At 66.5% G+C, this 13,050-nt stretch carries 7 protein-coding genes and 1 pseudogene; 1 reads left to right on the forward strand and 7 read right to left on the reverse strand.

Annotated elements, in window-relative coordinates; all coding sequences use genetic code 11:
- Positions 1 to 132: 132 nt before the first annotated feature.
- Positions 133 to 1,527: a PE family protein gene (locus G6N68_RS31325; RefSeq protein ID WP_163706744.1), complete on the reverse strand. Its 1,395-nt coding sequence runs from the start codon at positions 1,525 to 1,527 to the stop codon at positions 133 to 135.
- Positions 1,528 to 1,887: 360 nt separating this feature from the next.
- Between G6N68_RS31325 and G6N68_RS00885 the strand changes: the two are divergent.
- Positions 1,888 to 3,117 (forward strand): annotated as a pseudogene (locus G6N68_RS00885) (IS110 family RNA-guided transposase).
- 551 nt (positions 3,118 to 3,668) lie between these two features.
- Here the strand turns inward: G6N68_RS00885 and G6N68_RS00890 are convergent.
- The 6 genes from G6N68_RS00890 to G6N68_RS00915 all read right to left on the reverse strand — a co-directional run bounded on the left by G6N68_RS00890 (position 3,669) and on the right by G6N68_RS00915 (position 12,995).
- Entirely contained in the window at positions 3,669 to 4,952 is a 1,284-nt protein-coding gene (locus G6N68_RS00890; protein ID WP_163706745.1) for an MFS transporter, read from the reverse strand.
- A gap of 22 nt (positions 4,953 to 4,974) precedes the next feature.
- A complete protein-coding gene (locus tag G6N68_RS00895; protein WP_163706747.1) occupies positions 4,975 to 6,849 on the reverse strand; it encodes an Hsp70 family protein in 1,875 nt (624 codons plus the stop codon).
- 85 nt (positions 6,850 to 6,934) lie between these two features.
- Positions 6,935 to 7,471, reverse strand: coding sequence for an oligopeptide transporter substrate-binding protein (locus G6N68_RS00900; protein ID WP_163706750.1), 537 nt, complete (start codon positions 7,469 to 7,471; stop codon positions 6,935 to 6,937).
- A 69-nt stretch (positions 7,472 to 7,540) separates the two neighbouring features.
- Positions 7,541 to 8,605, reverse strand: a complete 1,065-nt coding sequence (locus tag G6N68_RS00905) for a hypothetical protein (RefSeq protein ID WP_163706752.1) — start codon at positions 8,603 to 8,605, stop codon at positions 7,541 to 7,543.
- A 555-nt stretch (positions 8,606 to 9,160) separates the two neighbouring features.
- Positions 9,161 to 10,681: a DUF4185 domain-containing protein gene (locus G6N68_RS00910; protein WP_163706754.1), complete on the reverse strand. Its 1,521-nt coding sequence runs from the start codon at positions 10,679 to 10,681 to the stop codon at positions 9,161 to 9,163.
- Positions 10,682 to 10,691: 10 nt separating this feature from the next.
- Positions 10,692 to 12,995 carry an acyltransferase family protein gene (locus G6N68_RS00915; RefSeq protein ID WP_263992132.1) on the reverse strand — a complete coding sequence of 768 codons (2,304 nt, stop codon included), beginning with the start codon at positions 12,993 to 12,995 and terminating at the stop codon, positions 10,692 to 10,694.
- Positions 12,996 to 13,050 lie beyond the last annotated feature (55 nt).

A 13,050-nucleotide genomic window follows, 5' to 3' on the forward strand; every position in this document is an offset into this window, starting at 1 on the left:
GTTCGAGCTGCCATTGCGTAAAACGTTGCCGCCATTGGGATTTCAGCGCGCCCGCGGCTGGTTCGACCTGCCCTTAGGCATGGTCGATTTGCGACATGTGCCCGGACGGAGACTGGCAGCCGTGGCTTCGATTCAGGGTGTGAGCCCGGGCTTTCCATTAGGGCCAAAGAAGATGTATGCGCCAAAGCCGCCGGGGCCGCCGACACCATTGATGGTTCCGATGCCGCCGTTGCCGCCGGCGCCGCCGATGCCAAACAGGAGTCCGCCGTAACCGCCCTGGCTGCCGTTACCTCCCTGGGCCAACCCGACTGCGCCGTAACCGTTGCCGCCGGTGCCGCCAAGGCCGAACAAGAGGCCGCCGAGGCCGCCGAGGCCGCCCGTCCCGCCGCGGCCACCGGCGATCGCTGCGCCACCGTCGCCGCCGGCCCCGCCGATGCCGAATAAGGCGCCGGCAGCTTCGTAATTGCCGGCGCCCCAGCTGAAGAAGTAACCATTGACGCCGCCCTGACCGCCGGCGCCGCCAGTACCGCCGGCCGTCATGGCCGCACCGCCAGTCCCGCCGTGGCCGCCGATGCCAAATAGGTAGCCGCCGCCGTTGCCGCCCTGACCGCCCTGGCCCCCGATGTTGGTGGCGCCAAACGCGGCTCCGCCGGCGCCTCCGTCGGCACCGATTCCGACCATGCCGAAGAGGATGTTGCCGCTGCCGCCGGTTCCGCCGACGCCGGCGACCCCGCCCGCAGGGGTCATCCCACCGGCGCCGCCGGCGCCGCCTTGGCCGTAAAGCAAGCCGTAGCCATCGCCACCCCAGCCGCCCCAGCCGGCCACGAACCCCACGCCGCCCTCCCCGCCGGCGCCGCCGTTGCCGATCAGGAATCCGCCCCTACCGCCGAAGCCGCCGTCCCCGGCGACGCCAGCGAGGCTGATTCCGCCCGTACCGCCGCTGCCGCCGTTGCCGAAAAGCCCGACGGCACTGCCGCCGTTGCCGCCGGAGCCCGCAAGGCCGGCGCCAATAGCGTTCCCACCGACTCCGCCGGCGCCACCGTTGCCATACAGGAACCCGCCGCTCCCGCCGTTACCGCCGTCTTGGCCGGGCCCACCGGAGCCGCCGGCGCCGCCATTGCCCCACAACAACCCACCGTTTTGGCCGTCGGCGCCGGTTCCCGGGGTGCCGTTGGCTCCGTCGCCGATCAAGGGACGTCCCAACAGTGCCTGGAAGATCCCGTTCACCTGGTCGAGGGGAGTGGTGTTTGCGGCCTCCGCGGCGGCGTAGGAGAAGGCGCCGGTGTTTAGCTGCTGGACAAACTCCGCGTGAAATTGCGCTGCCTGAGCGCTGATGGCCTGATAGGCCTGCGCGTGGGCGCTGAACAACGATGCGATCGCCGCCGACACCTCGTCAGCGCCCGCCGCCAACAGCGCGGTCGTGGGGCCGGACACCGCGGCGTTGGCCGCGCCGATCGTCGAACCCAAGTTGCCCAGATTCGTCGCCGCAGCAGCGATCATCTCCGGCGCCGCAATCACACCCGCCATCACGTTCTCCTAATCGTTTAGTAGGGGTTGGTTACTGGTCGTGTAGGCCAGGGCCATTCCTGTGTGGTCTGCCGTTGGGTGATGCCTGGGAGCTCCCGGCGTATGACGCCTTATGAGAGAGCGGCGCGCCTGACGGCAGATCATGGCTTTCGGTGGTGGGATGCCGTTGCTCGAGCCCGCCACAGGGTCGACCTCCCGGCTAACGATCCCGAGCTTCGAGCTCTTCGAAAGAACGAGGCCCTGTGGTGTGCTGGAGTCACGGACGGCTAGTGAGATGACGGACCTTCGAGTCCTGCGATTAGGGCGCCGCGTGACCCCATCAAGGCTCGTGACCGGTTGAGTGATCGAAGGAGCGGTAATTTGGAACTTTTTTGCGGAATCGACTGGGCCACATCGCATCACGATGTCGCCGTGGTAGACGCCGACGGTCGCGTGGTGGCCCGCGGGAGGGTCGATAACGACGCGGCGGCTTTGCACAGTTGTTGACCCTGTTGGCCGAGGTCGGCGACAGCGCCGAGCATCCGATCCCGGTGGGGATCGAAACCGACCGCGGGCTGTGGGTAGGCGCGTTGCGCGAAACCGGCCGGGCGATATATCCGATCAATCCGTTGGCGGCCTCGCGGTATCGGGCGCGGTATGCACTCTCGGGCGCCAAATCCGATGCCACCGACGCAGTGCTGTTGGCCAACATCATCCGCACCGACCCCGACGCCCACCGCCGGCTGCCCTCGACACCGAGCTGACCCAGGCTATCCGGGTACTGGCGCGCGCCCAGCAGGACGCCGTGTGGGCACGTCAGCAGATCGGCAACCAGATCCGCGATCTGCTCAAAGACTTCTACCCGGCCGCGCTGGCGGCCTTCGCAGACCTGCCCAGCGGAGGGCTGGCCCGCGCCGACGCGCGCACCATCCTGGCGGCCGCGCCAACCCCCACGCAGGCTGCAAAACTGACCCCGGCGCGGCTGCGCCGGTTGCTGGTCAAAGCCGGCCGCCGCCGTGACCTCGACCGTGACGTCGAGCGGCTGCGCAGCGTGTTCACCGACACCTACCTGCACCAACCACCCATGGTGGAAAACGCGATGGGCATCCAGCTGGCCGCGCTGCTGCGCCAGTTCGAGGCCGCGAGCGCGGCCGGCGATGACCTGGCCGAGGCGGCGATCGCCCATTTTGAACAGCACCCGGACGCCGCGATCATCACCAGCTTCCCTGGCCTGGGGAATCTGACTGGCGCCCGGGTGCTCGCCGAGATCGGCGACGACCGCGCCCGCTTCGCTGATGCCCGCGGGTTGAAAGCCTTCGCTGGATCGGCCCCTATCACCCGCGCCAGCGGAAAGAAAACGTTGTGACACATCGGCATATCAAAAACCGGCGCCTGGCCGCGGTCGGCTCGATCTGGGCGTTGGCATCGTTGCGCGGTTCCCCGGGTGCCCGTCGCCACTTCGATGCCCGCCGCGCCGCAGGAGACTGGAACCGCCAAGCCCAACGACACCTGTTCAACAAGTTCCTCGGCCAACTCCACCACTGCCTGCAAACTGGCCAACGGTACAACGAACATCAGGCGTTTCCACCCCCTCTCACACTCGCGGCTTGACTTCTAACTTCGTGAGATGTCTCTCGAATTCGATCTGGACCGGCCAGAGCTCGTCGTCACCGCGCTGGTCGCAGACCGCCCCGCCGAAGACTGATGTCTTCACGGCCTTTGTCGGTCCTTGTCGGTCCTTGTGCCGGTCCTTGTTTCGGTCGTTGCGACAGAAGCCAGGGTCGGGAGGAATTGGCCTGTGGTGGCCATACCGACGCATTTGTCGCAACTCCTTACCGAAGACAAGAAAGCCGATCAGAAAAATAAATCGTTCCCAAGAAACGTCACATTGAAACCTGTGAACGACCATAGCCGTACCTGTGCGGAGCATAAGAACCCCTGCGCACCGCGCTTTCTTTGGCTAGCAACACCGTTCGATCCACGAGGCGGGGAGCGCGTTGAGGATCTATTGAGCATTTATTGAGGATTTATCGAGTGGGCTGAGTAAAATGCATTTGTCGACTGCCATGCGGCGATATGACGGTTCATGCCTATCTATGGAAAACCGTCATTACTCGCAAGAGCCGATCCAAGAAGTCCCTAATTCGGACGCACGGTAGGGGTCATCGCGACGCGTATTCCGCTTCGCCGGCCATGGATGTCCCCGTGGTTTCCGGCAGTCGGTAGATGCAGACCAGACTCACCAGCACCAGGGTGGCCAGCATGACTCCAATGGCCCAGCTGCCGTAGCGGCTGAGTAGTGGCCCGGCGATTATCGGTGGCAGTGCGCCACCGACGATCCCAGCGACGTTGAGCGCCAACCCAGCGCCGGTGTAGCGATGCCGCGTGTCGAACAGTTCGGGCACGAATGCCGTCATCGGCGCGTAGGCGAAACCCGCGACCGCGTAGATGCCGACGATCGCCAACGCAAACAGCACCGGACTACCGGTGTCGATCAAGGGAAGTATCGCAAAAGACCATGGCAGGCCGAACGCCCAGCCGGTCAGCATGACCGGGCGGCGGCCAATGTGGTCACTCTTGTTGGCCGCGTAGGCGACAACGGCCGTCCACGCCAACCCGCCCAGCAGACCTGCGGTCAGAACAACATTCGGCGAAAGTCCGAGATGATTGCGGCCATAGCTGGTCAGGTAGGTGCCGCCCATGAACACAAAGGCGTAGACGCCCACGAAGCTGCCTGCAGCCAGAGCCACCTTGCCCGACTGTCGTCGGAGCACGTCGGCAATCGGAGCCCTGGCGGGCCCGGCGCTTGCCAATTGTGTTGTGAATACCGGTGTTTCGCCGATGTTGAGACGGACATAGAGCGCTATGGCTATCAGCAGCGCGCTCAACAAGAAGGGAACCCGCCACCCCCATTGCAGGAACGCGGCACTGGTGCCGCCGATGGTCATCTCGACAAGCAGAAACGTCAAACTCGTCAGCACCAACGCAATTCCGACGCCAAGCGGGGTGAACATGCCGTACCACCCCCGCCGGTTCGGCGGCGCATATTCCGTACCCAGCAATGCCGATCCGGCCCATTCGCCACCGACCGCGAACCCTTGCAGCAGTCGCAGGACGAGCACGAGCAACGGTGCCGCCACGCCGATAGTCGCGGCGCTCGGCGTCAAACCGACCGCCACCGTGGACAATCCCATGATCAGCAATGTCGCGACCAGAGTCGTCTTGCGGCCGATGCGGTCACCGAAATGGCCGAAGACGGCTCCGCCCAGCGGGCGGGAGACGAACGCCGCGGCAAAGGTTCCCATTGCGGCGATCGTTGCCAACGTGGGGTTCAGGTCCGGAAAGAACACCGTGGGAAACACCAGTGCCGCGGCCGTGCCGTAGATGTAGAAATCGTAGAACTCGACGGTGGTGCCGACCGTGCACGCGATTGCGACGCGCCTCAAGCGTTGGGGCGCAACGTTCGTACTACTCACCGGTCTCCGGTGCCGGTGCCGCCGTAGTGGGGGTGGCGGGAGCGGCCGCCGTGGTGGGCGTAACTGGCGCCGGCGCCGTGGTGGTGGGAGCCGCCGCCGTGCTGGTGGGCGGCGCCTGTGTGGTGGTCGGTGGCGCCGTCGTGGTCGGCGGTGCCGTCGTGGTCGGAGCGGTGGTCGTCGGCTGTGTGGTGGTCGACTGTGTGGTCGTCGTGGTCTGCTGAGTGGTCGTCGTCGTGGTGGTAGTGGTGGTCGTGCTGGGCGTCGTCGTGGTTGTGGTGGTGGTCGGTTCAGTGGTTGTCGTCGACGACGGCGCCTCGGTGGTCTTGGTGACCGGTGGCGGGGTGATCACCGTTTCGGTGGGGATGTTGTCGGGGCCGATCACGTTGGTGGTGTAGGGCGGCGGCTGTGATGTCACGGTGACGACCGGCTTCGATTTCGTGGAGGTCAGCGTGGTGGCCAGCACCACGGCGAGCACGATCGCCGCGGCAGCGCCGAACAGGCTGAGCAAGATCGCCGGGCGCCGATACCACGGGGGCAGCGGGGGTTCGGGCGTAGCAAGGTTCTCCGTCGGTCCGTAATCGGGGGCTGGGGGCGGCGGGACGGCGCCGGTGTAGTCGGCGGGGCCGAGATAGGGAGCGGGCTCTTGTCCGGTGCCACTGTCTTCGGACCAGGCCAGGGCTTGGTCGGCTTGGGTCGCATCGGCGCTACCGGGTATCGCTTCAGTAGGAGCCGCACCGCCGCCACTGGTAGGCCACGCCGCGGTAGCACCAATGGCGCCGGCACCGGCAGCGCCCAGGACACTGGTGGGTCCGTCGACAGTGGGCGCCAAGCCGGTCGGGACCGCCGCGGACTGCTCTTGGGCGAACACGGTCGCACCGATGGCGGCGCAGAACCCCGGCTGGGGCGTGGTGCAGATCGGCGCTTGGAAGCGCTCCGACAGTCGTGCGGTGATCAGCGGGATGGCGGCGCCGCCGCCGACCAGCGCCAGGGCCGCCAAACGATCAATCCCGTTGCGCTGCAATATATCAGCGAGGAACGCGGCGAATCGATCCAGCGGCTCCGTAATCAGCTGCTCGAATTCGGAACGGGTGAGTTGGAGGCCGGGACCGGCCGCGGTTGACGGAAGCGTCGCCGCCGTCGTCGCCGAAAGTCGTTCCTTGGCCAGGCGGCATCCACCCAGCAGTCGCGTCACCGACCCCATTCCCGTTGCCGCACCGGCAAAGTCGGTGGTGTTGCCGGCGGTGGGAGCGGCCGCAAGGACATGGTTGACAATCAGCTGATCGATTTCGTCGCCGGAGAATTCGCGGTACCGCGCCGTGGGCCCGATCTGCTGAAGGTTCGCAGCTGCGTTCGCCAGCGAGACACTGGTGCCGCTGGCTCCGAAGTCGCAAACGGCGACCACGCCGTCGGTCGGGAATCCGGGATTGTTTCGCAGCGCCATGAGCGAGGCGGTGGCGTCGGAGATCAACGTCGGCTGTCCACCACGGGCTAGGTCCGGCTGGGCGAACAACTCCCCACGCAGCGCCGCCACCTGGCTTTCGGACCAATACGCTGGGAAGGCGACGATGACGGGGGTGCCGTAGCCGACGGTGCGGGCCATTGCTTCGAGCGCTTCGATGGTGAGGGACTCGCCCGAGTACTTCGTCCCGTCGGCCGCTACCAGCGGCGTGCGATCACCTACCCGTTCGACGAATCCACGCAATACCAACCCGGGCTCGGTGAGGTTCGGATTCTCTTCTGGCAGGCCAACTTCGGTCGGCCGGTTTTCGTACAGGGTCAAGACAGGGGTACGCGCGATCGGGGTGCTGCCCGCCCTCGTTGCGACCAGGTTGGCCACCCCGATCGACAAGCCCAGCGACTCAGTCATTTCACACACCCCTGCATCCATAGTTTTGCTGGCGTTGCCAAAGGCCGTTCACCACCTTAGCCGCCGCCGCATTGGCGGAATCAGATCAGAGGCCCGGCGGCAGACCGATGGCCGTGGGTAGCTCCGGGAGCATGACGTGCGACGGCGTCGGCAGCGCGCCGGGCGACAGCACGTCGGTGGTCGTCGAGGTGGTTTCGGTGCTGGTCGTGGTCGGCGTGGTGGTGGTTGTCGGCGACGTCGTGGTCGTCGGCGTCGTCGTGGTGGTGGTCGTTGTTGTCGTCGTCGTAGTCGTCGTAGTCGTCGTGGTTGTTGTTGTGGTCGTCGTTGTGGTGCTGGTCGGCTCGGTCGTGGTGGTGGGCGGCGTGGTGCTGGCGGTCACGGTCGTGGTTACCGTGGCGGGAGCGGGCCGGCCGTGGGCCAGCTCGATGATGCCGTAGATGATCAGCCCGATCAGGATCGCGATCAACAGACCCCAGCCGACCAGGGCTAGCGGTTTGCGCCATCCCGGGGTGGGCTCAGGGGGCGGTTCCTGGCCGTATCCGCCCTGTTCACCGCCGTAACCGTAACCGCCGTAGGCCGTCGGATCGTTGGGGCCGTAGTCCGGCGGACCTTGGTTTGCCACGGCCGCTGATGCTAGCCGCCGAGGTCATAGGGACATGCCCAGCCACGCGCGTCGTTGCCGATCGGTGACCTAAGGCAGCTTGGGCAGCGTGATCGTGGTCGGAATCCCCGGGATGACGATCGTCGGTGGCAACGGCGGGATAGTCGGATGGCGATGGGTCGGCTGCTGCGTCGGCTGTGGAGGTGGGGCCGGTGCCCGGGTGTTCGGGGGCGGAGGCGCCGGCGGGTTTTCGGTGGTCGTCGGCTCCGAGGACGGCGTTGTGGTCGCGGTCGTTGTTGGCTCCGTGGTCGTGGTTGGGGCCGTCGTGGTGGTGGGTGCAGTCGTGGTCGTGGTCGTGGGCGCGGGGCTGGTGCCTTTGCCCTCGCCGAACAGCTGCACAACGCCATAGATGATCAGCGCGAGGAGCAGCAGCACGGCAAGCGCCCAGGCGGTCAGGGCCGCGGGCTTGCGGTACCAGGGCCGGGCCTCGTCGTCGGGATCTTCGATGTCGGTGGACGCGAACTGGTCGGGTGAGTAGGGCGGGGGTGCGGACGAATCCTGGGGCGGAGGGGAGCCTTGGTACGGCGGTGGGCCCTGGTATTCCGTCGGGCCTTGGGGGCCCTGGTACTGCGTGGTGGCGCCCTGGTACGCGGTGGGACCGCCCAGGTACTCCGTTTGGCCGCTTTGCCCCAGGTACTCCGTTTGGCCGCTTTGTCCCAGGTACTCGGTCTGGCCGCTTTGTCCCAGGTACTCGGTCTGGTCGCTCTGGCCTAGATACTGGGTTTGGTCTTCCTGTCCCGGGTACTGCGCTTGTCCGCGCCGGCCCAGATACTCCGTCTGGTCTCCCTGCCCCGCGTACTCAGTGGGAGCGCCCTGTGGCCCGTATTGGGTGGCGCCTTGATACGGGCCCGGATACGGGGGCTGGGGCGCATATTCCGTCGGCCCCTGATACGACGGCGGGTGCTGCGTCGTGGGCTGGTTCTGCAGGTTCGGCGGCCCCTGGAACGGTGGCGCCCCTTCTACCGTGGGGCGGTGCTGCGGGCCCTCGGCTGTTGGGCGGCCGCCCGGCGAGTCGGGCGGTATGTACCCCTCCGGGTAGCCGCCGTACTCGGTGGGCTTGTCGTTGAAGTCGTCGGGTGGACCGTTGCGCGCCACCCGACACATGGTACTGGTGTCACCGCGCATAGGGGCACTATCAATGCCCGACGTAATGCCCCACGTAACTTCATACTGAGTTGTGGACGTGTGGCTTACAGGCGTGGCAGCCGACCAGATCCCTTGGGCGGCAACATATCTACCCGTCCCGAAGGGTCCTGCAGGCCGTGGTCGACTCTGCGGATCACTCCGTCGACGGCGCCGAACGAAACGGCGGCAGCCTGCCGATCTGCTGACCTCCGACCCTATTGTCATGCGGATATGACTCGTTCGTCTGGTGTAGCCCATTGTCGGTCCCAATGGAATTCACGAGTGCGCCACCGGCCGGCGGTACACCGGCGAAGTCGTTGCCCCCGCATCCGACCGCTTGTGGCTGTCTGAATTTGCATTGGATCCGGTAGCCCGAGCGGATACATCCACTTGGTAGCCGTGACGTCGACGAGCGTGTGACCGCTTAGATTCAGGAAATTCTGTTGTGTCAGAGCAGATTTCGTCCCTTGCGCCCATGACATTCAGATTCAGTGATGCGAGCGCGGTCACTGTGCGGCGCGTGCGTCAGCGCGGTGGTGCTGCGTTGACGATGATCTGTTGCGTGTTGTACGGCGCGCCGAAAGGCACCCCGCTTGCGGGGTCTACGCGGGTGTCCCATTGGCTGACGAGAAGATTCAAATTGTCCAACGTCGAACCCGGCATGATGAATCCGCCGTAGGGTTGCCAAACGTAATTGGGGGTGCCTTCAATCCCGGTCTGTGCCGCGACAATCGGGGAGTTGGCGGAGTTGAAGATGTCGACGGGGTTGTCGCCGACGCGAACCTGAACCTCGTATACCCCGGGAGTGCTGTTGAACGCCGACAGCACCGGCCGTCCGTCGACCTCCCGAAAGCTGAGCTCGCCGTAGGTCTGTTGGCCGCTGACGCTGACGGGTGCTTCGGTCGGTGTTCCCCAGCCGCTCCCGGTCCACGGTTGCCAGGCGCCACGATCGGCCGCATTCGCCGGGTCGACGCGAAACATGCTGACGCCTTGGCTGCGGTCGAAAGAGTTCGCCGCGATGTAAACCATTCCGTCCTTGGAGGATTGGTAACCGCTGATCTGGCTTGGTGCACCCATGACGTTGCCGGGCTGCCAGGGCCGCCACGACCCGGGAACGGGCTGCCAGCCGGCGGCCGGATCGTTGGTCACCTCGACCAGCCAGGAGCCGGCATTTGGTTTGAGTCCGGACGTACCCGACACCATCATGTACGTCTTGCCGTTGACCACGATGCTGCCGCCGGGCAGCGTGTTCATGTTCGGGTCTAATGCCAGCGCCTCGGGCGGCGGCGGGAACAGCACATTGGGACTTCCCGGTCCGCCCGGAAGGTTGAAAGGCTCGCCGTAGATCGGTTTGCCGAGCTCGTCGAATCCGGTGATCGGTACCGCCACCGAACGGTAGTGCTCGCCTTCGCCCACCTTGTCCCCGGTGAACGAATCGCCGAACACCGAGACCAGGCGACCGTCGGGCAACCGGACGATTTCGCCGAGGTCTGTCGCCCCCATCCCCGGTACCCCGGGATCCGCGCCCGTCCCGGCGATCGGACCCAAATTCAGCACGCCCTGGGGCGGTACCGCCGGTAGCCCCGGAGCCGGTTGCAGCGGAAGGTCGCCGCCCACCCCGCCCAGTCGTTGGCTCAGCATGGTGAATTCGCCCATGGCGTGCTTGATGACGTCGACGGCCTCGGCGATCCGTCGTTGCCCGGCGGCCAGCAGCGCCAGCCTGCCGGCCAGGCTGAACCGCATCGGTGCCAGCAAGGCTTTGTCCGCTGCCCAGGCTTGGCGGACCTTTTCCATGTCTGCCCGCGCCTGCAAGGTGACCTGGCCAGCCTGGTTGATGATGGGCGCCGCCGCTTGTTCAACCTGGTGAATCCGGTTGCGCATAACGTCCAATTGGTTCGACACCTGCCGCGCGCAATCGCTCAGCTTCCCCTGCCATGGCGGCCACCCGGGCGCGGACGCTGGTGGCGCCGGCGAGGTCGCGATGGGTGGGTCCCCCGTCCCGAGCAATGCGGCTAAACCCGCCAATGCCGCGTCAATCCCCTCCACGCGTCTAAATCTATCGACGCGGGTCCGCGTACACCTCCCCAAATACAAGCAGACGCGGTACCCCGCGTCCTTTCGGCAGGGGATCCGCGTCTGCTACAGGGGCGAATCCGGTAGGTGGCGACCGTGCTCGCGTCGGCAATGCGAACAGTGTGCAAGCTGCGCTGGCACAGTCCCTGGCGCCAACTTGTGGCGGTGTGCCAGGAAGCACTGCTGCGGGAAACCCGGTAAGACCGGCGGCGTACGCGCGGGCCAAGACCGTGACCGGCATGACGAGCAGCACCACCAGCACGACCGCCGCGAAACCAAACTCTGCGGTGCCGTCGCGTCTCGGCGCGGCGGATGGCTGCGGGGAAGGCCCTGGCGAGACGTTGACCACGGGATCCGGGGCGACAACAGGCGGCGGGGGCGGCGCCGGTTTTTCTGCCTCGATCATCGCCTCGATGACCGTTTCGGCATAGAGGTCGGCGCCCGCGCCGGGTTGCGGATGGATGTGGTCGTCGTAGAGAAGGTCCTCGTGTCCGCTGACGGCGCTCTGCCAGTCGATGAGGTGCACATTGGCGGGATGCGCGAGCGCCACCTCGGTCAAGGTCTGGTTGACGCCGTCGGTCCACGGCCTGTCATGCAGATACAGATTGACCAGGAACACCTTCCGGTCCGGGCCGAGCGTTTCGAGGATGTTCTCCAGCAGCTCGCGGGGGAACGCGCCGTTGGTGCCTAGGCCTAGCAGGACCACCGGCCGCAGCAAGCCGTTGGCGGCGAGCGAGGCGAGGATGTCGGGCGCCGCCTGCATGCCGCGGTTGGTAACCGCGTCGATCCAAATGCCGGGCAACCGGTCCCGCAATGCAAGAGACGAGGCGAGCATCACCGAGTCGCCCACCGCACTGATCTGGTCGCCAGGGGGAGGTCCGACGGGTTCAGGCGCGGTATCCGTGCCGGCGGCTGGTGTTGCCACCGCGGGCAGCGGCGGCGTCGGAGCCGCAGACGCCTCCTGCGCGGCTTGCACGGCGAGGGCCTCGGCCAGCTGCTTGTCGAGCCCGGTCAACGGCGGCGGGGGCGCCCACACCAGGGAGGCGAGGACGAACACGGACGTAGCGAGCGCAGCGCCCGCCACGAGCAGCCTGCCCGCCCGGCCGCCGCGCACGGCGCGCCATCCGGCGTGCAGCGCCGCGCGATAGCCGTGGCGGAGGACGGGTCTTTCGATCCACCGGTACGAGCCGGCGGCGAGGAGGACCGCAACGGCTACCTCCACCGCGGCGACCATCAGCGTGCGGTGGCCCAGGATGCGATCTCCAAGCACGAAGACCGGCCAGTGCCACAGGTACAGGCCATAGGACCGGGCGCCGACCCAGCAGACCGACGGCCGCGACAGCAGCCGGCCGATGGTGGTGGTGCCGTGCCCCGCGCCGACGATGAGCAACGCGCACGCGGCCGAAACCGCGAGGATGCCGCCTTGGTAAGTGGCTGAGCCGTACTCGTCCAGCAACCAGTAGCCGAGGGCTACCACGAAGAGGCCGACGCCGGCCAGTGCGCCGCGGAGCGAATACCCGTTCAGCGACCAACGCAGGAGCGATGCTTCGACTGCTGGCCACGCCACGGCCAGTACCGCGCCGGTGAAGAGGCCGGCTGCGTGCGTCACGGTGCTGTAGTAGATCGGCGATGGATCGGTTCCCGGCTGATACAGCGCGGCCATTGCCGTTGCCGAGGTCAGCGCACCCACTCCGGCAACGATCGCGACGGCGTGGCTGCCTGATACGCGGGTCTTGCGAAGGCACCAGTACAGCACCGCGATGACGATCGCCGGCCAGATGACGTAGAACTGTTCTTCAACCGCCAGCGACCACAGGTGCTGCAGCAATGAGGGTGGCCCGTACTTGGCGAAATACGACTGGTGTTCGCTGATCTGAACCCAGTTGCTGGTGAAGGACAGTGCGCCTAAGACTTCGGTGCGCAGCGCGTGCAACATCGAGCGGTCCACCAGCGCGGTCGCGGCCACGGTGACGAACAGCATCGGCAGCAGCGGCGACAGGATGCGGCGGGCGCGCCGAATCCAGAACTGCCGCAAACTGATTCGACCGGTGGTTGCCCGTTCGGCGATCAGTAGCCGGGTGATCAGAAAGCCGCTGATGACGAAGAAGACGTCAACCCCGAGGTAGCCGCCGGGCAGCCACGCCGGATTGAGGTGATACAGCACGACCGCGGTCACCGCCAGCGCCCGCATGCCGTCGATCCCTGGCAGCCTGCCCAGGCGAGGGCGCGCCGGCCCGGGCGAGGCAGAAATCGCCTGCGCCAGGGCCGAACTCGGAATCGTCCCCACTTCTTGTGGGCTTCTCAATGCTGCTTACCAATCCGCAGTTGTGATGGCTGAGCTA

Origin of the sequence: Mycobacterium bourgelatii (genome assembly GCF_010723575.1) — a bacterium.
GTDB lineage: Bacteria > Actinomycetota > Actinomycetes > Mycobacteriales > Mycobacteriaceae > Mycobacterium > Mycobacterium bourgelatii.

Excerpts from the sequence above, each read along its gene's own strand:
- G6N68_RS31325 (WP_163706744.1), bottom strand. The coding sequence starts at position 1,527 with ATGGCGGGTGTGATTGCGGCGCCGGAGATGATCGCTGCTGCGGCGACG.
- G6N68_RS00895 (WP_163706747.1), bottom strand. The coding sequence starts at position 6,849 with ATGACTGAGTCGCTGGGCTTGTCGATCGGGGTGGCCAACCTGGTCGCA.